At 69.2% G+C, this 23,138-nt stretch carries 20 protein-coding genes and 2 pseudogenes; 14 read left to right on the forward strand and 8 right to left on the reverse strand.

From position 1 onward, the window contains the following. The first annotated feature begins 240 nt into the window (after window positions 1-240). The gene (locus ABIA32_RS22215; RefSeq protein WP_370098176.1) at window positions 241-1,785 is read left to right on the forward strand and encodes a carbohydrate binding domain-containing protein; all 1,545 of its coding nucleotides are present in this window, start codon (window positions 241-243) and stop codon (window positions 1,783-1,785) included. Between the two features lie 121 nt (window positions 1,786-1,906). Beyond that, window positions 1,907-4,276, forward strand: a complete 2,370-nt coding sequence (locus tag ABIA32_RS22220; RefSeq protein ID WP_370098179.1) for a glycosyl hydrolase family 18 protein — start codon at window positions 1,907-1,909, stop codon at window positions 4,274-4,276. A gap of 59 nt (window positions 4,277-4,335) precedes the next feature. Here ABIA32_RS22220 and bcp read toward each other — a convergent pair whose 3' ends face one another. Then, window positions 4,336-4,803 carry a thioredoxin-dependent thiol peroxidase gene (bcp, locus tag ABIA32_RS22225; RefSeq protein WP_370098181.1) on the reverse strand — a complete coding sequence of 156 codons (468 nt, stop codon included), beginning with the start codon at window positions 4,801-4,803 and terminating at the stop codon, window positions 4,336-4,338. Window positions 4,804-4,935: 132 nt separating this feature from the next. On the opposite strand from bcp, the gene ABIA32_RS22230 reads away from it, so the two are divergent. Together ABIA32_RS22230 and ABIA32_RS22235 are read left to right on the forward strand one after the other, a co-directional pair. After that, the gene (locus tag ABIA32_RS22230; RefSeq protein ID WP_370098183.1) at window positions 4,936-5,280 is read left to right on the forward strand and encodes a DUF3618 domain-containing protein; all 345 of its coding nucleotides are present in this window, start codon (window positions 4,936-4,938) and stop codon (window positions 5,278-5,280) included. Between the two features lie 91 nt (window positions 5,281-5,371). Then, the gene (locus ABIA32_RS22235; protein WP_370098352.1) at window positions 5,372-5,677 is read left to right on the forward strand and encodes a co-chaperone GroES; all 306 of its coding nucleotides are present in this window, start codon (window positions 5,372-5,374) and stop codon (window positions 5,675-5,677) included. 137 nt (window positions 5,678-5,814) lie between these two features. Here the strand turns inward: ABIA32_RS22235 and ABIA32_RS22240 are convergent, their stop codons facing one another. Together ABIA32_RS22240 and ABIA32_RS22245 are read right to left on the reverse strand one after the other, a co-directional pair. Further along, window positions 5,815-6,366 (reverse strand): NUDIX hydrolase, encoded by a 552-nt coding sequence (locus ABIA32_RS22240; protein WP_370098186.1) that lies wholly within the window; start codon window positions 6,364-6,366, stop codon window positions 5,815-5,817. A gap of 16 nt (window positions 6,367-6,382) precedes the next feature. After that, window positions 6,383-7,093, reverse strand: coding sequence for a hypothetical protein (locus ABIA32_RS22245; protein ID WP_370098189.1), 711 nt, complete (start codon window positions 7,091-7,093; stop codon window positions 6,383-6,385). A 481-nt stretch (window positions 7,094-7,574) separates the two neighbouring features. Between ABIA32_RS22245 and ABIA32_RS22250 the strand changes: the two genes are divergently transcribed. Beyond that, window positions 7,575-7,904, forward strand: a complete 330-nt coding sequence (locus ABIA32_RS22250) for a hypothetical protein (RefSeq protein ID WP_370098192.1) — start codon at window positions 7,575-7,577, stop codon at window positions 7,902-7,904. Window positions 7,905-8,040: 136 nt separating this feature from the next. On the opposite strand, the gene ABIA32_RS22255 is transcribed toward ABIA32_RS22250, so the two are convergent. Beyond that, window positions 8,041-8,700 carry a hypothetical protein gene (locus tag ABIA32_RS22255; protein WP_370098194.1) on the reverse strand — a complete coding sequence of 220 codons (660 nt, stop codon included), beginning with the start codon at window positions 8,698-8,700 and terminating at the stop codon, window positions 8,041-8,043. A 290-nt stretch (window positions 8,701-8,990) separates the two neighbouring features. Here ABIA32_RS22255 and ABIA32_RS22260 point away from each other — a divergent pair, with 290 nt between their 5' ends. Continuing rightward, window positions 8,991-9,725, forward strand: a complete 735-nt coding sequence (locus ABIA32_RS22260) for a DUF6348 family protein (protein WP_370098196.1) — start codon at window positions 8,991-8,993, stop codon at window positions 9,723-9,725. Between the two features lie 256 nt (window positions 9,726-9,981). Continuing rightward, the gene (locus tag ABIA32_RS22265; protein ID WP_370098199.1) at window positions 9,982-10,545 is read left to right on the forward strand and encodes a GNAT family N-acetyltransferase; all 564 of its coding nucleotides are present in this window, start codon (window positions 9,982-9,984) and stop codon (window positions 10,543-10,545) included. 161 nt (window positions 10,546-10,706) lie between these two features. Here the strand turns inward: ABIA32_RS22265 and ABIA32_RS22270 are convergent. The 3 genes and pseudogenes from ABIA32_RS22270 to ABIA32_RS22280 form a co-directional block, all read right to left on the reverse strand. Then, window positions 10,707-10,883: pseudogene (locus ABIA32_RS22270) on the reverse strand (integrase core domain-containing protein); the annotation flags it as partial. After that, window positions 10,864-11,280: pseudogene (locus tag ABIA32_RS22275) on the reverse strand (IS30 family transposase); the annotation flags it as partial. The pseudogenes ABIA32_RS22270 and ABIA32_RS22275, both read right to left, overlap by 20 nt. A gap of 50 nt (window positions 11,281-11,330) precedes the next feature. Beyond that, window positions 11,331-11,849 carry a hypothetical protein gene (locus tag ABIA32_RS22280; protein ID WP_370098202.1) on the reverse strand — a complete coding sequence of 173 codons (519 nt, stop codon included), beginning with the start codon at window positions 11,847-11,849 and terminating at the stop codon, window positions 11,331-11,333. A 333-nt stretch (window positions 11,850-12,182) separates the two neighbouring features. On the opposite strand from ABIA32_RS22280, the gene lpdA reads away from it, so the two are divergent. Then, window positions 12,183-13,586 carry a dihydrolipoyl dehydrogenase gene (lpdA, locus tag ABIA32_RS22285; RefSeq protein ID WP_370098205.1) on the forward strand — a complete coding sequence of 468 codons (1,404 nt, stop codon included), beginning with the start codon at window positions 12,183-12,185 and terminating at the stop codon, window positions 13,584-13,586. A gap of 81 nt (window positions 13,587-13,667) precedes the next feature. Here the strand turns inward: lpdA and ABIA32_RS22290 are convergent, their stop codons facing one another. After that, window positions 13,668-16,010 carry a transglycosylase domain-containing protein gene (locus tag ABIA32_RS22290; protein WP_370098208.1) on the reverse strand — a complete coding sequence of 781 codons (2,343 nt, stop codon included), beginning with the start codon at window positions 16,008-16,010 and terminating at the stop codon, window positions 13,668-13,670. Between the two features lie 388 nt (window positions 16,011-16,398). Between ABIA32_RS22290 and ABIA32_RS22295 the strand changes: the two genes are divergently transcribed. The 6 genes from ABIA32_RS22295 to ABIA32_RS22320 all read left to right on the forward strand — a co-directional run bounded on the left by ABIA32_RS22295 (window position 16,399) and on the right by ABIA32_RS22320 (window position 23,129). Beyond that, a complete protein-coding gene (locus ABIA32_RS22295; protein WP_370098211.1) occupies window positions 16,399-17,208 on the forward strand; it encodes an ABC transporter permease in 810 nt (269 codons plus the stop codon). Then, complete coding sequence (locus ABIA32_RS22300) at window positions 17,201-18,043, forward strand: ABC transporter permease (RefSeq protein WP_370098214.1); 843 nt, start codon at window positions 17,201-17,203, stop codon at window positions 18,041-18,043. The genes ABIA32_RS22295 and ABIA32_RS22300 overlap by 8 nt, the downstream gene beginning before the upstream one ends. A gap of 32 nt (window positions 18,044-18,075) precedes the next feature. Beyond that, window positions 18,076-19,104, forward strand: coding sequence for an ATP-binding cassette domain-containing protein (locus tag ABIA32_RS22305; protein WP_370098217.1), 1,029 nt, complete (start codon window positions 18,076-18,078; stop codon window positions 19,102-19,104). Between the two features lie 177 nt (window positions 19,105-19,281). Further along, entirely contained in the window at window positions 19,282-20,397 is a 1,116-nt protein-coding gene (locus tag ABIA32_RS22310; RefSeq protein WP_370098220.1) for an ABC transporter substrate-binding protein, read from the forward strand. 125 nt (window positions 20,398-20,522) lie between these two features. Then, the gene (locus ABIA32_RS22315) at window positions 20,523-21,518 is read left to right on the forward strand and encodes a hypothetical protein (RefSeq protein ID WP_370098223.1); all 996 of its coding nucleotides are present in this window, start codon (window positions 20,523-20,525) and stop codon (window positions 21,516-21,518) included. Window positions 21,519-21,581: 63 nt separating this feature from the next. Next, the gene (locus tag ABIA32_RS22320) at window positions 21,582-23,129 is read left to right on the forward strand and encodes a beta-N-acetylhexosaminidase (protein ID WP_370098226.1); all 1,548 of its coding nucleotides are present in this window, start codon (window positions 21,582-21,584) and stop codon (window positions 23,127-23,129) included. Window positions 23,130-23,138: the final 9 nt, after the last annotated feature.

Genomic DNA, 23,138 nt, shown 5'->3' on the forward strand with positions numbered 1-23,138 from the left:
CAATAGGACTAGGCCAGTTTTCGCCCTGGTGGCCGTGAGCTGCCCATTTGGCAAACCTTAAGCGTCCTTAAGTGACACGTTGCCAAATGGGGTCTTGACGGTGGGGGTTGGTCCAGGCCAATTTATGCCATGCGCAACTGTTACCCGGGAGTTCGTGTGGGGGCCTGGGGAGGCGGGGGTGTGGATCTGCACGGGTTTGGCCGGCGTACGAAGACGACGTCCCTCGCGGAGGCAGCAGGTATGGACGACAGGAACCCCACACGGGTGAAGGCAGTGCTCGCGGCGTGTACCGCCGGGCTGCTGGGAGTCGGAGGGCTGGCGCTCTCCGGTGGCGCGGCGCAGGCGGCGAGCGCGCAGTTGTTGGTGAACGGCGGCTTTGAGACAGGGACGCTGAGCGGCTGGTCCTGTTCCGCCAATGACAAGGTCGTGACCAGTCCGGTCGCGGCCGGCTCGTACGCCCTGTCCGGGACCCCCGCCGGGCAGGACTTCGCGGAGTGTTCGCAGACCGTCGCAGTGCTGCCCAACTCCAGCTACACGCTCTCCGGCCAGGTCGAGGGCAACTACGTCTACCTCGGCGACACCGGCACCGGCACCACCGACACCTCCAACTGGACGCCCGGCGCGAGCACGTGGCAGACGCTGTCGACCAGCTTCACGACCGGCGCGAACACCACCTCGGTGACCGTCTGGGTCCACGGCTGGTACGGCCAGGGGACGTTCGGCGCAGACTCGCTGACACTGACCGGTCCGGCGCCCAGTGGTGGCGGGACGCCGTCGCCCAGTGCGAGCGCGAGTGCAAGTGCAAGTGCGAGCAGCAGCCCGAGTGCCAGTTCCAGCCCGAGCGCCAGCCCGAGCCCGAGCAGCACGGTGACGCCGCCCGCGGACACGGGCTTCCACCACCCCGTCTACTTCATGCCGCTGGAGAACTCCCCGCAGTCCATATCGGACATCATCGCGGGCTCCGGTGAGAACCAGTTCAACCTCGCCTTCGTCCTCGACTCCGGTGGCTGCACGCCCGCCTGGGGCGGCAGCACGTCCACGCCGGTGGCGTCGGACACCGCCGTGCTCGCCGACGTCAACGCGGCCCGCGCCGCCGGCGGCGATGTCGCGGTCTCCTTCGGTGGCTACAACGGGACCGAGCTCGGCTCGTCCTGCGGGAGCAGCTCCGCGCTCGCCGCCGCTTACCAGCAGGTCATCAACAAGTACAGCCTCAAGCGGATCGACCTCGACTGGGAGAACACCGCTCTCGACTCCAACATGGCCGTCCGCTGGGGCGCGATCAAGCAGTTGGAGGCCGCCAACCCGAACCTCCTCGTCACGCTGACCATCCCGGCCACCACCGTCGGTCTGCCGGACACCGGCAAGGACGAGATCAAGCAGGCCATCAGCAACGGCGCCCGGATCGACCGGGTCAACCTGATGGACTTCGACTTCGGCCTGACCAGCGGCACGCAGACGTCCATGGCCGAGGCCATCGCCGCCGACACCGCCGCGCAGCTGGAGTCGCTCTACGGCTGGAGCGCCGCCACCGCCTGGTCGCACCTGTCCGTGCAGCTGATGAACGGTCACACCGACCAGGGCAGTGAGCTGTACACCCAGCAGACCTTCACCGATCTGCTCGGCTACGTCCAGGCGAACCACGCCGCGGCCTTCTCCTACTGGGACGTCAACCGCGACCGCGCCTGCGACCCGAACGTCGCCCACAACTGGGCCGACGGCGCCTGCTCCAGCGTGACGCAGAACCCCTACGACTTCACGAAGATCCTCACCCAGTTCAACGGCTGACCCCACATCAGCCGTTCAGACCCACCCGCGCCGGGAGGCCCCACACCCCGGCGCGGGTGGTCACCCCGCACCACCAGGCAAGACCCCGCAAGGTAACCCCCACAACCCACGGAGTAGCACCATGCACCAGCGTGCCCTGCCCGTCCCGACGACGCCGGAGCGGAGGATGAAGCGCAGCACCGCCATGGCCGCCGCCACGGCGCTCGTGGCCGGCTCGATCGCGCTCGCCGCCGGTATCACTGGGGCCCACGCGGCCTCCACCAACATTCTGACGAACGGCGACTTCGAGACCGGGACGCTGAGCGGCTGGTCCTGCTCCGCCCTCGACTCGGTCGTGTCGACCCCCGTCCACGGCGGCAGCCACGCCCTCCAGGGCGCGGCCAACTCCAGCGACAACGCGCAGTGCACGCAGACCGTCTCGGTCCTGCCGAACACCACCTACACGCTGGCCGGTTACGTCCAGGGCAACTACGTCTACATCGGCGCCACCGGCACCGGCGTCAACGCCAGCAACTGGACCCCGGGCGCGAGCAGCTACACCCAGCTGTCGACGACCTTCACCACCGGCGCGTCGACGACCTCCGTGCAGGTCTTCACGCACGGCTGGTACGGCCAGGGCACCTACTACGCGGACGACATCACGCTGACCGGCCCGGCCGGTTCCAGCTCCAGCCCGTCCGCGAGCGCGTCCTCGACGAGCGCCAGCGCCAGCCCGAGCGCCTCGGCCTCGGCGAGCAGCAGCCCGTCGGCCTCGGCCTCGGCGAGCCCCAGCCAGAGCGCGAGCGCCAGCCCGAGCCAGAGCGCGTCCGCCTCCGCGTCCGCCAGCCCCTCGGCGAGCGCGACCAGCGGCGGCGGTACCGCGCCGACCGGCGACGGTCTGGTCTCCACCCCGACCGGCGTCACCGCCAAGGTCACCGGCAACGCGGTCACGCTCTCCTGGACCGCCTCCACCGACGGTTCGCAGACCGGCGACGTCCCCGGCTACTACGTCTACAACGGCGCCAACCTGGTCGCGACCTCGATGGGCACCAGCGTCACCGTCAGCTCGCTGCTGCCGAACACCGCCTACCATTTCACGGTCCAGGGCTACGACAAGGACGGCCACTCCTCGGCGCAGTCCGCCGCGGTCGCCGCGACCACGGGTGCGTTGCCGACGGGCGCGATGAAGTCGGCCTACTTCGACCAGTGGTCGATCTACGGCAACGCCTACTACCCGAAGAACGTGGGCACCTCGGGCGCGGCTGCGAACATGAAGGTCATCACCTACGCCTTCGAGAACATCGACCCCACCAACCTCACCTGCTTCGAGACCGTCAAGGCCTCGGACTCCACCAACGAGTCCGACCCGAACGCGGGTGACGGCGCGGGCGACGCGTTCGCGGACTACCAGAAGTCGTACACCGGCGACGTCAGCGTCGACGGCTCGGCGGACAGCTGGTCGCAGCCGATCAAGGGCAACTTCAACCAGCTGCGTCAGCTGAAGGCGAAGTACCCGAACCTGCGGATCAACCTCTCCATCGGCGGTTGGACCTACTCCAAGTTCTTCTCCGACGTCGCCGCCAGCGACGCGTCCCGCAAGAAGTTCGTCTCCTCGTGCCTCGACATGTTCATCAAGGGCAACCTGCCGACGAACATCGCGGGTGACGCCTCGGGCGGCGCCGGCTCCGCGGCCGGGCTCTTCGACGGCATCGACATCGACTGGGAGTACCCGGGCTCGACGGGCGGCCACACCGGCAACCACACCTCGGCCGCCGACACCGCCAACTACACCGCGCTGCTGGGCGAGTTCCGCAGCGAGCTGGACGCGTACGGCTCGACCGTCGGCAAGCACTACATGCTGACCGCGGCCCTGCCGTCCGGCCAGGACAAGATCTCGCTGATCCAGCCCGCGGCGATCTCGAAGTACCTGGACTACGGCGACCTGATGACCTACGACATGCACGGCGCCTGGGACGCGACGGGTCCGACCAACCTCCAGGACCCGCTGCACAACTCCGCCGCCGACCCGAGCAAGGCGATCGCGCCGGGCACCGCGAAGTACAACATCGACGAGACCATCAAGGACTACACCACCGGTGACTCGTCCTACGGCATCACCGGCGGCTTCCCGGCCTCCAAGCTGGTGCTGGGCGTGCCGTTCTACTTCCGCGGCTGGACGGGCGTCCCGGCGGGCAGCAACTACGGCCTCTACCAGACGGCGACCGGCGCCAGCGCGGCCCAGACCTACACCCAGCAGGCGGGCATCGCCGACTGGAAGGAGCTGGCGGCCAAGGGCCTGACCAGCGGCTCGACGGTCCACTGGGACGCGACCACGCAGAGCTCCTGGATCTACGACGGCTCCAACTTCTTCACCGGCGACACCCCGCAGGCGATCACCGCGCGCGGCCAGTACGCCTCCACGAACGGCCTCGGCGGCATCTTCGCCTTCTCCTTCGAGGGTGACGACTCCTCCGGCACGCTGATCAACACCATGAACAGCTCGATGCCGTAGTAGCCCAGCAGAAGACCCCGCCGTGCACAGCGCGGCGGGGTCTTCCGTTGCCTGGAGACTCAGATCTTCAGGTCCTTGATCAGCTTGGCCACGTGGCCGGTCGCCCGGACGTTGTAAAAGGCCTGCTCGATCTTGCCCTGCTCGTCCACGACGAAGGTGGAGCGGATCACGCCGGTCACCGTCTTGCCGTACATGGTCTTCTCGCCGAAGGCCCCGTATGCCTGGAGCACCTCCTTCTCGGGGTCGGCCACCAGGGTGACCTTGAGGTGCTCCTTCTCGCGGAACTTGCCGAGCTTCTCGGGCTTGTCGGGGGAGACCCCGATGACGTCGTAGCCCGCCTCGGCCAGCAGGTCGAGGTTGTCGGTGAAGTCGCAGGCCTGCTTGGTGCAGCCGGGTGTCAGTGCGGCGGGGTAGAAGTAGACGATGACCTTGCGGCCGAGGTGGTCGGCCAGGGAGACGGCCTTGCCGTCGGCGTCGGACAGGGTGAAGGCGGGGGCGGCGTCGCCGGGCTCAAGTCGGGCACTCATGCTGCGACGGTACCGCTCCGCTGTGACGTGAGCAGAGCGGAACGCGGGGTGCCGCTGCGCGGAGCCGGGGGCGACCTGACAGACTGTCCGGTAGCAGTAACAGTCGGCAGGCGAGCGAGAGAGGGTGTCCTCGTGGGCGAGGTCAGCACCAGGGACGAGAGCCGGGACAGGCGCAGCGCGGCGCAGATCGAGGCGGACATCGTCCGCACCCGCGCCCAGCTGGCGGCGACGCTCGACGAGCTGGCCGTCGCGGTGCATCCCTCGACGCTGGTCGGGCAGGCGAAGGCGCAGGCCAAGGCGGGGGTGGACCGGACGGTCGGCAAGGCCTTCGTCGCCCTGAACCGTGGTGTCGAGCAGGCCAAGGCGCAGTTCGTGGACGAGAAGGGCCGCCCGCGCGCGGGGCGGATTGTGCCGGTGGCGGCGGTCGCGGGCGCCGTGGTGGTCGGCCTGGTCCTGCTGCGCCGCCGGAAGCAGTGATGATCTGAAGGCAGGGACGTTCTAAGGTTTCTGCGTGAACGCGGACCAGACCAAGAAGCACGACTCCTTCGGCGAGAAGCTGCCGATCCGGATGCTGCACGACCGGGTGCTCGTGCGCACCGAGGGGCCGGAGGGGGACCGCCGCTCGACCGGCGGAATCCTGATCCCGGCGACCGCCGAGCTGTCCAAGCGCTGCGCCTGGGCCGAGGCCGTCGCGGTGGGCCAGAACGTGCGCAGCATCGAGCCCGGCGACCGCGTCCTCTACGACCCGGAGGACCGCGCCGAGGTCGAGGTGCGCGGCATGGTCTACGTGCTGCTGCGCGAGCGCGACATCCACGCCGTGGCATCCGAACGGGTGAGCGAAGCGGACGGCACCAGCACCGGCCTGTACCTGTAGGCGGCTGGCCTGGCTCCGTCCGGTACGCGGCAGAGGGCGGCAAGGGGCTGGATGCCTGCCACCCTCCTGTGCCCGGCCTCAGGCGGCGCCTGATGCGCTGGCTGGTGCTTCGGCTTCGCCTCTTCTGTGTGCTGTCCTCAGTGCTTGGCCAATCGGTGCGGTCCCAGGTAGTACGAGATCGCCGTCAACGATGGCCCGTCGGCGATCTCCCCTTGGACCGCCAGTTTGCTGACTTCTTCAATAGGGACCCACTCGATGCGGGTGGCTTCGCTTCGATCGATTGGTGGCCCGATGTAGCGGCAATCGGTCGCGTGGAACGAGTGGAAGCGCATGGTGGAGATGCCGCTGAGCGCGTCGTAGGCGATCATCGGGTCGATTCGGCCGGGCCTCCAGCCGGTCTCTTCCTCGATCTCGCGTCGGATGGCGTCGGCTGGCTCCTCGCCGGTGTCGGCCCATCCGGCCGGCACTTCCCAGCCCGAGGTGTCCGTGATGAAGCGGTGCCGCCAGATGAGCAGGATGCGGTCCCTGTCGTCTGTCACGACGGCGGTCGTGGATGCCCGAGGCATGGTGAGCACGTGGTGCTCGACTCTGCCCACTCCGGGGATTTCCACGTCGTCAAGCCAGACGTTGACCCAGTCGCTGCCGTACACCAGACGTCGCCCGTGACTCTGCCATCGCACCTGCCGCATCTCCTCAGCCTGTCGTCTACGCTGCCGACTCCTGCACCCGTTCGGCGAGTGCGATCACTGGAGCACTCTCCTGCCATGGTGCCGGTGTGGAGCGGAGCCCCCGTGCGCGGCTGATGATCGGCTGAACCATGCTGCTGCCATTGGCCATGTCGAGTGCTGTGTGGGCCAGCCGGCACGCTTCCTCGACCTCGCCTTGGCCGACGCGGCAGTCTGCGAGGTCGAGAGTCGTGAGCGCTCGTCCCTTCGTGTCCGTGGGATCACGTTGGCTCATGGCCGCGAGAAGCAGGCTCCCCGCTGCCTCGTAGTCGCCGAGCAGCAGCATGCTTGCCCCTTGGATCCTGTCGAGTCGGGCAGCGTTGAAGAAGTCGATGCCGCCTTCTGATTCGGCGTTGACGGGATCGGCAGTAGCCGTGTCGAGCGCCCTTGGGGCGGCTTGCCGGCTGCCGGTGGCCGCGCAAGCGCGGGCGAGATAGGCGCTGATCCACGCCCGGCGGCGAGCAGGAGCGGCTGCGGAGAGGGCTTGCGCCTGGGCCAAGAGTTCGACCGCCTCGCCAGGGCGCTTGGAGAAGAACGGGCCGATGCTCTGCATGCTGAGGAGCCATGCCAAGAGGGACAGGTCCTCGGCTTCCTCTGCGGCGACCCTGCCAACGTCGAACAGGGCAGCCGACCGCTCCAGGTTGTTGACGTCGATGAACGCGTTCCCGGCTGGCCCGGAAAGAACCCCCAAGGATGCGGGCTCAGGCCCGACTGGGGGGCGGACGGGAGCGGCCTGGTGCATGTCTGCCTCGACACGGTGCCAGCTGTGGAGCTGGCACGGCTGCTGGAGGTGGTGGCCGATCCTGGCAGCGCGGCTTGACCCGTGCGCAAAGGTCCGCCAGTGCGACCCGCCTGAGCTTGCGAGACCACCCTGATGGCGAGAGGCAGGGGCGTCAGAAGCCGAAGAAGTGAAGTGTCGGTTTGGTGACCTGGGGCGCGATCGCCGACCGCCTCCTGATCTGCGAGGGAGTAGTCGGTGATTGTCATGCTCGAGCGGCGTTGCCTCACCTTGCACGGCCCAGAGAGTCGAGTGCCCGCCTGCGGGCAGCGACGGCGCCTGGCGGGTGCGGGCGCGGCGAAGCTCAGATCTGCATCAACTGCGGTGTCGTGCGGCTCTGGGCTGGGCACCGTGGCGAAGAAGGACCCACCGCAGCGTGAGCAGGGGGATGGTCATGGCAGCAGTGAAGGTGGCACTGGTCGTGCTGGTGATCTGCGGTGTGCCGATCGCGGTTGTGATGACGGCACTGCGGACCTACGCCCGGCGGCGCCGCGGCGCGCAACGGCCCCCGCGCCACGGGCATGACGGACCGTCCTACCTGCCGGAACCTGGCTCGATCTCCGGGGAGCGGCTCCCGAACCCGGTCACGCCCCGCCGCCATGAAGGCCACCACGGGCACGATCATTTCGGCGGCGGTCATCACCATCACGGCCACGACAACGGCTCGTCCTGGTCCTCGCACACCTCGGGCTTCGGCGGGGACGGGGGCGGCCACCACGGTTGACGCCGGGGTTGGGCCGTGCGTGGCAGGGTCGTACTCGCTTCCGGGCGGTGATCTCCAGCGAGATAGGAGCCACTCCGGCGAGCTCGGGAGCCACTGATCGGGTGACGCCTTGAGGCTCGCCCGTTGAGCCCTCGGCTTAAGGGCAGACGTGGAACATGAAGTTCGACGTCTTGAGGTCCGAGGCGAAGGGGAGTACCTCTTCCATCGGGCCGGCCGACCGGAGCACCTGCGCGTGCAGCCGCCCGGCGAGGCCCCAGGGGGCATGGATCGCGTAGATGACGCGGCTGCCGTGCCCAAGTGGAAAGTCGGCGAGCTTCCTCACGGAAAGCCCGACGGTCCCGCAGGTGAGCTCCTGGACCTGCTGCTGCTGGTCGGCGGCGAGGAAGTAGACCCAGTCAGGGCCCTCCCAGGAGCCCGCGAACCAGCTGAAGGCGGGTCGGCCGCCCTCCGGACGGTCGGTCGGGCAACCCATCATCGATGCGAACGACCGCCAGTGGCAGAGCCTGCCGTCGGCCGCCGACCAAAGTATCCAGTCCATGCCGGTCGCGTCGCGGTAGGCGACCCAGGATCCCTCCGTCGGCGGCGGGCCGCCGACGCTCCGCGCCATGTCGTCGGCCTGCTGAAGTTCGCTGTTCAGGGTGGCGCCCTCCGGAGCGGCCTGAGCGGGAGTGGCGTGGGCGGCGGTCGGTGCCGGGGGGACCGCGGGCGGAGCCCCGGTGCAGCAGGCCAGCAAGCCGCAGGCGAGGCTGGACGTGACCGCACCAGTGGCGCGCGACAGGGATGTACGACCGGTCATGGTTCCCCCCGTTGAGAGCGGTCGACTCCTCAGCAACCACCCTGACAGATCCCGGCGTTCTCGGGCACATGCGGGGTCGGGCAATTCCCGGGCGGCCCTGGTCGAGCGCCTCCACCCCACCCCGGCCAGCCGAACTACGCCCTCACCGCCTGATCAGCCGCTTCACTCGAAACGAACCGCCCCCAACTGCGTCTCGGGAGCGGTGCGGCGCGTCGTTGCTGCACACCCTGGGCGCTGCGGTTGCGGTATCCCGCCGCTGTTGTGGTTGCGGCCCGTTATGGTCTACGGCCATGAAGCGGAGATCACGGCGCAACGAGCGCGCTGACGCCACCGCCAGCGATGACCGTATAGGGCTGGACGTGCTCCCACTCGTGGCGCGGCGGCTCAACGACACAAGCAGCGCCCGGTGGCAGGTGAAGGGTGATCGGGTCTGCGGGCCGGGGAAGGTCGCCGTCGTGCTCGGACCGGGACACGACTACGCGGTCTCTGACGGCCACGTCGATCTGGCCTTCGTGCTCGACACCGATCGCCCGGACAGCGCCACCCTCTGCGACTGCGCCTCAGGAACCGGCGAGACCCGCGAAGAGAGGCTTGAAAGCGCCGTTCGGGCCTGGGGAGCGACCACGGCCACGGCGGTGTTGGAACTGCTGGAACGGCGGGGGTGGCACGGAGAACGGTTCGCGCCCGATGACCCCAGGGGCTTCGCCGGATGGCACGCCGTCCAAGGCGGCGTCGTCGGCCTGGGTGCCGGTCCCGAGCGACAGGCGGTGATGACCTGGGCAGGCAAGCAGGCACTGCTGCCGCTAATCTCCCCGACTGTGTCCGAGGAGCAGCTCGCCGACCCGGAACCGATCGGCATCAAGTTCTTCTGGGGAAGCTGCAACGGCAAGGACGTTGCCGAAGTTAGAATCAACAGTCAGGACCAAGCGCCGGCTGTCGCCGCGCTGCTCGCCGCCGACTGGCCCCGACCGGAGTCGGGAGCGTCTTACGCCCGGACCTACTTCATCCTGGACAAGCGGGCATAGGTCGAATGGCAGCGATCGGACGATCTCGCTAGGCCATGGCTCTCTTCGCGACTGCCAGCGGCTTTACAGGCCGTTCGACGATCGGGTCGAGCACCCGTCGTGACCTGTACCGGAACTGCTCTGGAAACCTCTCAGGCCCGGCCCTGGTCCGTGACTGGTCCGGATCTTGCCGCCCACTGGACCGCTCTCAAGCGCCCAGCCCGAGCGGCTCCCAAATTCCTTAGGCATCCTGAGCCGCTTCAGGCATGATCCACACGTGGACACGTACCTGAAAACTGAGCGCCTCGCTCTTCGCCGCTTCACGGCCGACGATGCGGATTTGCTGATTGAGTTGGACAGCGACCCGGCGGTGATGCGCTACCTGTCCGGGGGCGCTGCGACCGCGCCTGATGTCGTCCGCGAGAGCCACCTGCCATTCATCCTCGCCGGCTACGAGAGGTGGCAGGGCGAGCTCGGACTGTTCGCCGCGTACGAGACCGTCGGCGACGCCTTCATCGGCTGGTTCTGTCTGCGGCCCGAGCCGGACGGCCCACGGGACGAGGCCGAACTTGGCTACCGGCTGCGGCAGGCTGCTTGGGGCAAGGGATACGCCACCGAAGGCTCACGGGCCCTGCTCGCCAAGGGGTTCACCGAGCTCGGTGTGCGGAAGGTCTGGGCTGCGACGATGGCCCTCAACAGCGGTTCGCGCCACGTCATGGAGAAGGCCGGAATGACCTTCGCGCACACTCTTCCCACTCCCCCCGACATGCAGATGGTGGAGGGCGCCGAGCTCGGGGGAGTGCAGTTCGAGATCACCAAGGAGCAATGGGAGCAGCAGTAGCCACGGACCGGTGGCGCCGTCAGGCGCTTGGTATACCCGAACGAGGCCGGCGAAGTGAACCGTTCCGGTTCGGTATCGAGCTTGTTGTCACGCGCTGACGGGTTCGTTGGCGCGGGTTCGTGGTGAGAGTAGGCGGTCTCGTGCTCGGTTGGGGTGGTGTGGCCGAGGGCGCCGTGGAGTCGCTGGTGGTTGTACCAGTCGGTCCATTCGGCGGTGCCGAACTCCACGTGTGTAAAGGTCTTCCACGGGCCGTGACGATTGATCAGCCCGGCCTGGGCCAGCCTCTCGGTGAAGGCAATTGAGGTGTACTGACCAGGTTCAACCAGTGGACGCAACACCAGCTTGTTGGAGCGATCGTAGGTGATCGTTGAGGGCTTCGGCGGGTGTCTTCCAGCCGAGGCTCTTGCGGGGCCGGTTGTTGAGTGTGGCAGCGACCGCTTCGATCTCTTCGGCCGTCCACCGGGACAGGTCGGTGCCCCTCGGGAAGTACTGGCGCAGCAGGCCGTTGGTGTTCTCGTTGGTGCCGCGCTGCCATGGGCTGTGGGGGTCGGCGAAGTAGACCGGGAGGCCGGTCTCGGCCGTGAACTGGGCGTGTGCCGACACTTCCTTGCCGCGGTCCCACGTCAGCGACCGCCAGAGTTGTGCCGGCAGGGAGCCGATCGTCGCCGCCAGCGCGTCCTTCATGGTCACGGCGCCGTAGCCGGCCAGCGGCGGTCCGTTCTTGGTGCGGGGCAGATCCGCGTGGGCGGTGGCGGTCGGTCAGAACGTGCGCGGCATGGTCAGGGTCACCGGCAGTTCGGGTTCACCTGGTCGTGGAGTGCGCACAGGGTGATCTGGGCAGTGAGGTCGACGGTGCGCCGGTAGCCGTCTGACAGGTAGTCGACGGCGATCTCGTCCAGCGTCGCCGACCCGTCGCCGGTGCGTTCGAGTTGCACGGCCAGTTCGGCCCGGCCGGCGGAACAGGTGATCGTGACCTGCTGGCGTCCGTTGGGGTGGTAGCCGGCCGCTGTCAGCGTCCCGGGTTCGCCGACAGATCCGCCGCCGGCCCATGGGCGCACCGCGAAGCCCTGAATGGCGATGCCACCCTCGCTTTTGACGGGTCGGACGTCCGTGACGCTCACGGCCCCGGGATGGTCCAGGCAGAGGGAGATGAACTCCCGGACGAACGGTGCGCGCGTGTTGGAGGGAGGGCTACCGAGGCTGATGACCGAGCCGCCGGAGAGGCGGGGGCCGTTGTCCGTCAGGGCGAAGCAGCCTCCGGCGCCCAGGGCGAGCAAGGCTGCGGCCGCGCTCGCGTACACCACCGGGCGTCGGCTTGGCGCTTTGCCGGGGTGTGCGGCGTCGTCGGGGGGCGGCATCGGGACCTCGCGTCGTGAATCGAACAGTTGATCTCCGTATTCCTATCCCGGCGCGCCGCCGGGGTCCATAGCCGCCGAGGTCACGTTATGGCAGCTCAGAGCAGGTTGCGCAGTGCATTCTGGCTGGGTAGAGGCATGCGGTTCGGCGTGCGCGGCGTCGCAGGCTGATCGTGTGCCGGGTCCGGCGCACGCGTCTGCCGGGAGGAGGCGGGTCCGAGTGGTCCAGGCAACACCGCTCAGCCCGGGTGGGGGCTCGCGCTTCGGCGTAGAGTCCGGGACATGAGTGAGCACTTTGATGTGGTGGTGCTGGGGGCAGGCCCCGGCGGTTACGTGGCCGCGATCCGGTCCGCGCAGCTGGGCCTGACGACGGCGATCGTGGAGGAGAAGTACTGGGGCGGGGTCTGCCTGAACGTGGGCTGCATCCCCTCCAAGGCGCTGCTGCGCAACGCCGAGCTCGCGCACCTGTTCACCCAGGAGGCGGACACCTTCGGCATCCGGGTCGACGGCACGGTGACCTTCGACTACAAGGCGGCGTTCGAGCGCAGCCGCCAGGTCGCGGACGGCCGGGTCAAGGGCGTCCACTACCTGATGAAGAAGAACAAGATCAGGCAGTTCCAGGGTCGGGGTCACTTCACCGACGCGAACACGCTGCAGGTCGCCCTGACCGACGGCGGCACCGAGACGGTCTCCTTCGATCACTGCATCATCGCCGCCGGCGCGACCACCCGTCTGCTGCCGGGCACCCAGCTGAGCGACCGCGTGGTCACCTACGAGGAGCAGATCCTCACCGACTCGCTGCCGGAGAGCATCATCATCGCGGGCGCCGGCGCGATCGGCGTCGAGTTCGCGTACGTGCTGCACAACTACGGCGTGAAGGTCACCATCGTAGAGTTCCTCGACCGGATGGTCCCGCTCGAGGACGCCGAGGTCTCGGCCGAGCTGGCGCGCCGCTACCGCAAGCTGGGCGTCGAGGTGCTGACCTCGACCCGTGTCGACTCGATCGACGACAGCGGTCCGAAGGTCCGCGTCACGGTCACCGGCAAGGAGGGCTCGCAGCAGGTGCTGGAGGCCGACAAGGTGCTCCAGGCGATCGGCTTCGCGCCCCGCGTGACCGGCTACGGCCTGGAGAACACCGGCGTGAAGCTGACCGAGCGCAACGCGATCGACATCGACGCGCGCGGCCGCACCAACGTCCCGCACATCTACGCGATCGGTGACGTCACGGCCAAGCTGATGCTGGCCCACGCCGCCGAGTCCATGGGCATCGTCGCGGCGGAGACCATCGCCGACGAGGAGACGATGGAGCTGGAGTACGTGATGATCCCGCGGGCCACGTACTGCCAGCCGCAGATCGCCAGCTTCGGCTGGACCGAGGCGCAGGCGCGCGAGCAGGGCTTCGACGTGAAGGTGGCCAAGTTCCCCTTCACCGCCAACGGCAAGGCGCACGGCATCGGTGAACCGGGCGGCTTCGTCAAGGTCATCGCCGATGCGAAGCACGGCGAGCTGCTGGGCGCACACCTGATCGGCCCGGACGTGACCGAGCTGCTGCCGGAGCTGACCCTGGCCCAGCAGTGGGACCTGACGGTCACCGAGGTCGCCCGCAACGTGCATGCGCACCCGACGCTGGGCGAGGCGGTCAAGGAGGCCATCCACGGCCTGGCCGGACACATGATCAACTTCTGATCAGTCTCTGGTCTTCTGACCGACGGCATGCAGGAGGGCCCGGGGCGACAGCCCCGGGCCCTCCTGCATTGTCGCTACCGGCTACGGCTTCTTCGGCGCCGCCGGGGTCAGCGCCGCGGTGGGCGTCGAGCTCGGGGTGGGAGTCGGCGTCGGGGTCGGCGTGGGGACGGTCGGCGTCGGCGTGGGCGTCGGGGACGTCACCGGCGGGGTGTAGGCCGGGGTGGACGGCTGCGTCTGCGTCGACGGGGTGGAGGACGGGGTCGACGTCGAGTTCGGCGAGTTGGACGCGCTCGGCGTGCTCGACGGGGTCGGCGCGGCCGTGGTCCAGTTGCCGGTCTGCAGGTCGAAGCTGACGTCCGGCTGGCTCGCCAGCGCCTGGGTCATGTAGTCGGTCCAGATCTGCGTCGGGAACGCGCCACCGTTGACGCGACTGGAGTTCGCCGCGTCGGCCAGGGAGATGCGCTTGCTCGCGCCCTCCTGGGCGAAGAGCCCCACTGCGGTCGACAGCTGCGGGGTGTAGCCGTCGAACCAGGCGGAGAGGTTCCCGTCCGTCGTACCGGTCTTGCCCGCGGCATCACGGCCGAGGGCCTGGGCCCGCGCGCCGGAGCCGTTCTGGATGACGCCCTGCAGAACCTCGGTGACGGTGTCGGCGACGTTGCGGTTGAAGGCCTGCACCGCGTCGTGCTTCGGCATCGTCTTCGACACGCCGTCCTGGCTGATCGACTGCACCGACCAGGGCGTGATCTGCATGCCGTGGTTGGCGAACGTCGCGTACGCGCCCGCCATCTCGATCGCGTTCGGTTCCGCGACACCGAGGGAGAGCGTGGCCGTGTTGGCCGCCATCGCGGGGGTGTCCGCAGGCAGGCCCGCCGAGATCGCGGCCTGGCGCACCTTGTCGAGCCCGACGTCGGCGCCCATCTGCGTGAAGACGGAGTTGATCGACTTCGCCATGGCGTAGCTCACGCTCACCTGGCCGTAGCTGGCGCCGTCCTCGTTGGTGGCGGTGTAGGACGCGATGTTGCTCGGCAGGCCCTGGACCTGGACGTCGTTGTTGCCGTTGTACAGCGTGGTCGGCGTGATCTGGGTCCCAGACTGGGTCGTCGCCTGGTTCTGCAGGGCGGCGGCGAGTACGAAGGCCTTGAAGGTCGACCCGACCTGGATGTCCTTGCGCAGCGCGTCGTTGTACCCCTGCGTCGCGTAGTCGGCGCCGCCGTATGCCGCGACGAGCTTGCCGGTCTTCGGGTCCACCGAGGCAGCGGCCGCACGCAGGTCTTTCGCCTTGGGGGCGCTGGACAGCTTGTCGTGCAGCTGCGTCTTGACCGAGTCGACCATCGCGTTCTGGTCGGCCTTGTCGAAGGTCGTCACGATCTTCCAGCCGCCCTGGGCCAGCTCGTCCCGGGTGACCACGTTGTTGCTGTACAGGTAGTTGTTGGCGATCTCCACCAGGTAGCCGGCCTGCCCGGCGAGACCCTTGACCGGCGCGGCCGCCTTCACGGCCGGGAACTTGGCCGCGGCCCGCTGCTCCGGCGTCAGGTAGCCGAGCTTGGCCATGCCGTCCAGGACGTAGTTCCAGCGGTTCGTCGCCGCCTGCTTGCCCGCCGCGCTCGCGGTGCTGACGTCGTAGGCGCTCGGGGCCTGGAGCAGCGCGGCCAGGTAGGCGCTCTGGTCGGCGTTGAGCTGGGCGGCGTTGATGCCGAAGTAGGCCTGGGCGGCGGCCTGGATGCCGTAGGCGTCGCGGCCGAAGTAGGAGGTGTTCAGGTAACCGGCGAGGATGTCTTCCTTGGTCTCGGTCCGGTCCACCTTCAGCGCGATGAAGAACTCTTTCGCCTTGCGGCTGATGGTCTGGTTCTGGCTCAGGTAGTAGTTCTTCACGTACTGCTGGGTGATCGTCGACCCGCCCTGCACGCCGTTCCCGTTCAGGGTGTCCCAGGCGGCGCGGACCATGCCGGTGACGCTGATGCCCTGGTTCGAATAGAAGGTGCGGTCCTCGGCGGAGACCGCCGCGTGCTGCATTTCCAGCGAGATCTGGCTGATCGGGACGATGGTCCGGTTCATCGCGCCGGTCTGACCGATCACGGTCTTGCCGTCGGCGTAGTAGTAGATGTTCGTCTGGGCGGTCGCGGCGGCGTTCGCGTTCGGCGGCTCGACGGTGAGGTAGATGCCGACGAAGGCGCCCACGCCCAGCGCGACGACGGCCAGCAGCCCGCCGAGCGACATCCGCCAGGTGGGGATGGCGCGGCGATACCAGGGCAGCGCCCTGCGCCTGGCCTTGCGCGCCGCCTTCGTGGCCCGACGCCGATCGCGCCCGCTGGCGCCCATTCCGCCTCCTTCGGCCCGGTCCTCCGCTTCCAGCGTGGCGCGGTCCATGGGGTTGGCGAGGCTGTCCGGATCGTCCATGCCGCCGCCGTTGCTGCTCTTGCCCATGCCGGTGTTGCTCCGCCCTCTGTACCCGCTGAACTGCTGGACCGAGGTCGTGTCCCGCCTCGACTGCATGATCGTTAAACGCCCCAAACGGGGCATTCCCGTCTACTTTGCCGGATGGGCCAGGCGTGGGCGAACAGACTCGGGGTCCGATGGTCCTTTTGTGGCGGGGCTGTGACACTGGGAGCAGCCGTTCGGCTACCCTGTGAGAGCAGGACCACAACCGAAGATCGATGGCGAGAGCCCCTTCGTGGCACCCCCCGGGTGCCGACGAACGGGGCCTTTTCGGCGTTCCCGCGCGCGTGCGGGCATCCGTCGCGATAGCTGTCGACAAGTCGACACTCGGAGGTCCTGCACAGGGATGTCAAAAGAATGTGCAGAGAGGAGTGTGATGTACGCCGCAGTCTGCGCCAGCAGTTTCCGGCGCTATGCGACCTACCGCGCCGCCACCTGGGCCCGGGTCGTCACCAACACCGTCTTCGGCTTCATCATCGCCTACACCTACCAGGCGCTCTGGCAGGTCCGCCCGCACCTGGGCGGCTACGACCTGTCCGCCGCACTCACCTATGTCTGGATCGGCCAGGCCATGTTCGCCTTCATCGCCATCGGCGGCCAGGGCGCTCTGGAGGACCTGCAGACCCGGATCGCCAACGGCGACGTCGCCGTGGACCTGTTCCGGCCGGTCGACCTCCAGGCCTGGTGGCTCTCGGTCGACCTCGGCCGGGCCGGCTACCAGCTGCTCGCCAACGGCATCGTCCCGATGCTGACCGGCGCGCTCTGCTTCCACCTGCGGCTGCCGCAGGGCGGCGTCGCGGCCGCGGCCGGGGCCTGGGCGGCGTTCGCGCTCGCGCTCGTGCTGGCCGCTGTGGTCAGCTTCGCGATGCGCTACCTGGTCGCGCTGACCGCCTTCTGGCTGCTCGACGTTCGCGGCGTGCAGATGATCTACTACCTGACCTGCTCCTTCTTCGGCGGCTTCTTCCTGCCGATCACGCTCTTCCCGCCGCTGCTCGAGGGGCTCGCGAGGGTGCTGCCCTTCGTCGCCGTCTTCCAGGTCCCGGCCGACGTCTTCCTGCAGCGCTACGACGCCGCGGGCATGCTCGCGGCGCTCGGCGTCCAGCTCGCCTGGGCGGTCGTGCTGCTCGGCGCAGGCCGACTCGTGCAGGGGCGCGCGGTGCTCAAGGTGGTGGTCCAGGGTGGCTGACTCCAGGGTGGCTGACTCCGGGGCGGCGCAGCTGAGGCAGTCGTTGGGCGCGTACGGGCAGATCGTGCGGATGTGGATCCGTGCGGCTCTCGCCTATCCGGCCTCGTTCTGGATGACCACGCTCGGCAACATGGCCGCCTCCGGGATGGACTTCGTCGTCATCGCGGTGATCTTCCTGCACACGCAGGCGCTCGGCGGCTGGACACTGCCGCAGGTCGCCTTCCTCTACGGCACCTCCGGACTCACCCTCGGCCTCGCCGACCTGCTGGTCGGCAGCATGGACCAGCTCGGGGTGCGGGTGCGCGACGGCTCCATCGACACCGTCCTGGTCCGGCCCGTCCCCGCGCTCGCGCAACTCGCCGCGGACCGCTTCGCGCTGCGCAGGCTCGGGCGGATCGTCCAGTCCGGCGCCGTGCTCGGCTGGGCGCTGGCGCATCTGGAGCTGACCTGGACGCCGCTGAAGCTGCTGGTCATGGTCTCGCTGGTGCTGTGCGGGACGGTCATCTTCGGAGCGGTCTTCGTCGGGGGCTCGGCGTTCCAGTTCTTCGTCGCGGACGCGGCGGAGGTGCAGAACTCCTTCACCTACGGCGGCGCGACGATGCTGCAGTACCCGCCGACCGTCTTCGCCAAGGACATCGTCCGCGGCACCGTCTACGGCGTGCCGCTGGCCTTCGTCAACTGGCTGCCCGCCCTCTACGTCCTCGGCCGGAGCGATCCGCTCGGGCTCCCCGGCTGGTTCCGCTTCGCCTCGCCGCTCGCCGCGCTCGCCTGCGCGGCCGTGGCCGGGCTCCTCTGGCGGGCCGGCATCCGCTCCTACCGCAGCACCGGCAGTTGAGAACACGAGAGCGACAGAAGGGGCTTGGCGTCATGAGCGAGGCGTTGATCGAGGTCGAGGGCGTCACGAAGAGCTTCGTGGTGCGTCGGCGTTCCGGCCGGCTGCGGCGGACGCGGGTCCGGGTGGACGCCGTCGCGGGCCTGGACTTCCGGATCGACCGCGGGGAGATGGTCGGCTACATCGGGCCCAACGGGGCCGGGAAGTCGACGACCATCAAGATGCTGACCGGCATCCTGCTGCCCAGCGGCGGCCGGCTGCGCGTCGCCGGGGCGGACCCGGTGCGCGAACGCGTTCGGCTGGCCCACCGGATGGGCGTCGTCTTCGGGCAGCGGACGACGCTCTGGTGGGACCTGCCGCTGCGCGACTCCTACGAGCTGGCCCGGCGTATCTACCGGATCCCGGACCAGACCTACGCGCGCAATCTGGAGCGCTGCGTCGAACTGCTGGAGCTGGCCCCGCTGCTGGAGGTCCCGGTGCGCCAGCTCTCGCTGGGCCAGCGGATGCGCGGGGACATCGCCGCCGCGCTGCTGCACGAGCCGGACGTGCTCTACCTGGACGAGCCGACCATCGGCCTCGACGTGGTCAGCAAGCGCCGGGTACGCGAGTTCCTGGCCCAGGTCAACGCGGAACACGGCACGACGGTGCTGCTGACCACGCACGACCTGACCGACATCGAACAGCTCTGCTCACGGGTGATGGTCATCGACCACGGCCGCGTCGTCTACGACGGCGGTCTCGACGGCCTGCACGACCAGGGCCGCAGCGAACGCACCCTCGTCGTCGACCTGGAGCGCGAGGCCGCCCCGATCGACCTGCCGGGCACCCGGGTGGTGCGGGTCGAGGGCAGCCGCCAATGGCTCGCCTTCCCGGCGGCGGCGAGTGCGGCGCCGCTGGTGGCGGCGGTCGCGAGCCGGTACGAGCTGCGGGATCTGTCGGTGCGCGAGCCGGAGATCGAGGACGTCATCGCGCGGATGTACGCGGAGACATCGGGGACATCGGGGACATCGGGGACTTCGGCGACTTCGGGAACGGAGGTGGGGGCCGCGGCTGTCCGAGGCTGACGATCCGTAGGGCGGGCGCCTGACACGTCGGAGGCAAGTAATCGGTTTGCCTGTTGGCGATGGTGGTGGATGCAATGTCGGCATGGTCACCCAGGAGATGAACGCGTACTGCCGGGCCTCGCCACGCTGCGATCCGGGCACACTGCAACCGAATCGCCGCACGGGAGACGTCACCGCATGAATACGCCACCACCATCGCCGTCTGGAGCAGGCCGGACTGACGGTTCATCCGTCCAGATCGGCGCTCTCGTTCCGCTGACGCGGCCTGGCTGGGTCGAGGCAGGCCGACACCTGCTCGCCGGGTTCGAGCTCGCGGTTCGCGAAGTCAACGACGCCGGCGGGATCGCCGGACGACCGCTCGAGCTGGTGGTCCGCGACACCGCCGCTGATCCACAGAGGGCTGCGGCGGCCGTGGATGAATTGGCCGGCTTGGGCGTGGCCGCCGTGGCGGGGGAGTATCACAGCGTCGTCGCCCGCGCTGCTGCCGCCAGGGCCGATGCCCTCGGCCTGCCGTTCCTCTGCTCGTCAGCGGTTCTCGACGCGCTCACCGAACAGCCCACGGATTGGGTCGCGCGCCTCGCCCCCGCGCAGTCCCACGGCTGGCAGATCTACGCGGACTTCCTCCTCGGCGCGGGTCACAGCCGAATCGCCGTAGCAGCTCAGTCGAGTGTCTACTGGGCATCGGGGACCCGCATTCTGCGGGACTGCCTCGCTCCACGCGGCGGCACCGTCCTCGAACTCGACATGGCCGCGCTCGCCCCCGCGGCCGTGGGCGACGAACTCGTCGCCCATCGCGCGACAGCCCTCCTCCTCCTGGTCGGCCACCCGGAACCGGCCGTGCCGATCGTCAGGGCCGTCCGCCGCGACCCCCGTCTCGCCGAGATCCTGATCGGTGCTCCGGCCGGGCAGCCGGAGTTCGCCGAATGGGCGACGTTGCTGGGCGATGACGGCGCCGCGATCCCGTTCCTGCGCTACCTGCCCGAGCGCCTCGGCCCACTCGGCGCACGAGTCGAGGCGGCGCTCCGCGAGCGGCTGGGTGAAGCGCCTTCCTTCGTCGCCTACGAGGGCTACGACACGGTCGCCGTCCTCGCCGATGTGCTGCGCTCTCACGGCGTGGACCGGGCGCGCATTGCGGAATCCTGGCCGCGCGTCGACGTCGAAGGCACCCGCGGGCAGATCCGGTTCTCCCGCACGCCAGGCATCAGCGTGTGGCAGTGGGCGTGGACGCCGGTCCAGGTCGTTGATCGAGATCCGGCCGAACCCGATCGCTTTCGGATCCTTCACGCCGGCTGAGCTCTTCGTTCGACGTCGTCGGCCGTCCCTCCCCGGGGCAAGGGCGGGGGCGGCCTGCGGGCTGGGGTAAGGAACGGATAAGGTCCGCATGTTCGAGAGATCGTCAGACATGCATCGTCCGTTCGATGGGGGACAACTCCGTGGCCACACCGCCGCAGCCGCCCGGTCCTGGCAGCCCGTACGGGCAGCCGAACCCTTACCAACCCACACAGCCGGGCCCGTACGACCAGCCCAATCCGTACGGGCAGCCGAACCCGAACCCGTACGCAGACCAGATCCCCGCGCAGGGCAACCCGTACGCGCAGCAGCCGACGGCGCCGACCGCTCCGCCGCAGCAACCCGGGTACGGCTACCCGCAGCCGCAGGTTCCGCCGCAGCAGGCGGGTTACGGCTATCCGCAGCAGCAGCCGATGGCGCCCGCGGACTGGTCGGTACCGGCTCCGAACGGCCTCACCTGCCGCTTCTGCGGCGGCTACCCGGCGGTCAGTACGACCGTGCGCGCACACCGGGGCCTGATCTTCATCATGTACTTCCGCCGCCTGCCCGGCCCCTTCTGCAAGACCTGTGGCACGGCGGCGATCCGCGACATGTCCGCGCAGACGCTGGTGCAGGGCTGGTGGGGCTACGGGTCGTCGATCATCACGCCGGTCACCCTCTTCATCAACCTCTTCGCGTACAACAAGATCAAGTCACTGCCGGAGCCCGCGCCCAACCCGCCGGGCCCGCCGATGAACCCGGGCAAGCCGCTGCTCCAGCGTCCGCACGCGCTCGGCTTCCTGCTGCCGATCCTCGCGATTCTGCTGATCGTCGTCGCGGTGGCCACGTCGAGCAGCAACAACGACGCGTACGTCCCCAGTGGCGGCGGTGGCGGGTACAGCGTCGCGCCGACCACCCCGAGCTCCGGGGACAGTGCGTCCGTCGGTGACTGCGTCAAGAACTTCGGCACCGACAGCGCGCCGAGCCTGCAGATCGTCACCTGCGCCACCGGCACGTACCAGGTGCTGCAGAAGCTGGCCAACACGACGTCGGACACCGGCTGTTCCTCGGACACGACGCAGAGTTTCACGCACACGGAGATCGGCAACGATTTCGTCCTCTGCCTGAAGGCGTACGCCGGCTGATCCCAAGGAGGCGTGTCCGCGCGGTGATTGAAGTTGGTCCAGACCAATGCCAGCATGTCCGCCATGACACGGAATCGTGGGCGGGGGGCCGGTCGCGCGTGCGTCGCGGCCGGAGTGCTGGTGTTGGCGGCTGCGTGTTCGTCCGGCGGGGGCAGCCGTGAGGGTGCCGCCGCCCGGCCGGAGGTGGTGCCGCAGCCGCTGGAGATGACGCTCGGCTCCGGGGCCGGGTTCGCGGTCACGGCGGCGACGCCTCTTCGGGCCGAGGGCGGTGCGGAGGCCGAGCAGACTGCGGCGCTGCTGGCCGGGGAGTTGAAATTGTCGGCGGCCGGCGGGACAGGCTCCGGGATCGCGCTGAAGCTGGACCCCGCGTCAGGGACGGGGCCGGAGGGCTACACGCTGACCTCCGGCCCGACCGGCGTGGTGATCACTGCGGCGGACGGCGCGGGGCTCTTCTACGGCGGCCAGACGCTACGTCAACTCCTCTCGGCAGGAGGCGGCGTGGGGACGGTGCCCGCGCTGACCGTCAAGGACCGGCCGCGCTACGCCTACCGAGGCGGCGGCCTGGACGTGGCCCGGCATTTCTTCTCGGTGGCCTCGGTCGAGCACTACGTCGACCAGCTCGCCCTGTACAAGTTCAACCACCTGCATCTGCACCTGACGGACGACCAGGGCTGGCGCCTCGCGATAGGCGGCCGCCCGCAGTTGACGGCCGTCGGCGGCCGAACGGAGGTCGGCGGCGGGCCGGGCGGCTTCTACAGCGCAACCGACTACACCGCGATCGTCGACTACGCCGCCGCCCGACACATCACGGTGGTCCCGGAGATCGACTTCCCCGGCCACAGCAACGCCGCGATCGTCTCCTATCCCGAGCTCGCCTGCCCCGGCGACCCCACGCCGTCGGCGTACACGGACACCGGCGTCGGCTTCAGTCGGGTCTGCCCGAGCAAGGAGTCGACCTACCGCTTCGTCGACGAGGTCATCGGCGCGCTGGCGAAGCTGACGCCGGGTCCGGTCATCCACATCGGCGGCGACGAGGCGAAGACACTCTCCGCCGACGACTACCGCGCGTTCGTCGCACGGGCGGTCGCGATCGGGCGCACCCACGGCAAGAAGGTCACCGCCTGGGACGAAGCGGCCCCGCTGCGGCCGGACGTGGTCCAGGTCTGGCACCCGCAGTCCCAGATGACGCCCGTGCTCGAGTCGGGCGTCGCCGCGGCGGCGGCGCGAGGCGTGAAGGTGGTGATGTCACCGGCGGACCACGCGTACCTGGACCAGAAGTACGACATCTCGACGCGGCTCGGCCTGAGCTGGGCGGGCCCGGTGAGCGTGGAGCAGTCGTACGACTGGAACCCCGACACGTACGTGCCGGGCGTTCCGGCCGGTTCGGTGACCGGCGTCGAGGCCCTGCTCTGGACCGAGACTCTCTCCTCGGACGCGGACCTGCAGACGATGACCCTCCCGAGGCTTCCCGCCCTCGCGGAGGTCGCGTGGACAGCACAGTCAGCGCGGTCCTGGCCGGACTTTCGGCTGCGCCTGGCCGCCCAGGCCCCCATGTGGACGGCACAGGGCTGGACGTACACCCACGCTGATGGAGTTCCATGGCGGACCTAAGGGGCGCGG

Source organism: Streptacidiphilus sp. MAP12-20, assembly GCF_041262525.1.
Lineage (GTDB): Bacteria > Actinomycetota > Actinomycetes > Streptomycetales > Streptomycetaceae > Streptacidiphilus.

What these genes read in the sequence shown, in the direction of transcription:
- ABIA32_RS22215 (WP_370098176.1), top strand. Translation starts at nt 241, where the DNA reads ATGGACGACAGGAACCCCACACGGGTGAAGGCAGTGCTCGCGGCGTGT.
- ABIA32_RS22220 (WP_370098179.1), top strand. Translation starts at nt 1,907, where the DNA reads ATGCACCAGCGTGCCCTGCCCGTCCCGACGACGCCGGAGCGGAGGATG.
- bcp (WP_370098181.1), bottom strand. Translation starts at nt 4,803, where the DNA reads ATGAGTGCCCGACTTGAGCCCGGCGACGCCGCCCCCGCCTTCACCCTG.
- ABIA32_RS22235 (WP_370098352.1), top strand. Translation starts at nt 5,372, where the DNA reads ATGCTGCACGACCGGGTGCTCGTGCGCACCGAGGGGCCGGAGGGGGAC.
- ABIA32_RS22240 (WP_370098186.1), bottom strand. Translation starts at nt 6,366, where the DNA reads ATGCGGCAGGTGCGATGGCAGAGTCACGGGCGACGTCTGGTGTACGGC.
- ABIA32_RS22250 (WP_370098192.1), top strand. Translation starts at nt 7,575, where the DNA reads ATGGCAGCAGTGAAGGTGGCACTGGTCGTGCTGGTGATCTGCGGTGTG.
- ABIA32_RS22255 (WP_370098194.1), bottom strand. Translation starts at nt 8,700, where the DNA reads ATGACCGGTCGTACATCCCTGTCGCGCGCCACTGGTGCGGTCACGTCC.
- ABIA32_RS22260 (WP_370098196.1), top strand. Translation starts at nt 8,991, where the DNA reads ATGAAGCGGAGATCACGGCGCAACGAGCGCGCTGACGCCACCGCCAGC.
- lpdA (WP_370098205.1), top strand. Translation starts at nt 12,183, where the DNA reads ATGAGTGAGCACTTTGATGTGGTGGTGCTGGGGGCAGGCCCCGGCGGT.
- ABIA32_RS22290 (WP_370098208.1), bottom strand. Translation starts at nt 16,010, where the DNA reads ATGGGCAAGAGCAGCAACGGCGGCGGCATGGACGATCCGGACAGCCTC.
- ABIA32_RS22295 (WP_370098211.1), top strand. Translation starts at nt 16,399, where the DNA reads ATGTACGCCGCAGTCTGCGCCAGCAGTTTCCGGCGCTATGCGACCTAC.
- ABIA32_RS22305 (WP_370098217.1), top strand. Translation starts at nt 18,076, where the DNA reads ATGAGCGAGGCGTTGATCGAGGTCGAGGGCGTCACGAAGAGCTTCGTG.
- ABIA32_RS22310 (WP_370098220.1), top strand. Translation starts at nt 19,282, where the DNA reads ATGAATACGCCACCACCATCGCCGTCTGGAGCAGGCCGGACTGACGGT.
- ABIA32_RS22315 (WP_370098223.1), top strand. Translation starts at nt 20,523, where the DNA reads ATGGGGGACAACTCCGTGGCCACACCGCCGCAGCCGCCCGGTCCTGGC.
- ABIA32_RS22320 (WP_370098226.1), top strand. Translation starts at nt 21,582, where the DNA reads ATGACACGGAATCGTGGGCGGGGGGCCGGTCGCGCGTGCGTCGCGGCC.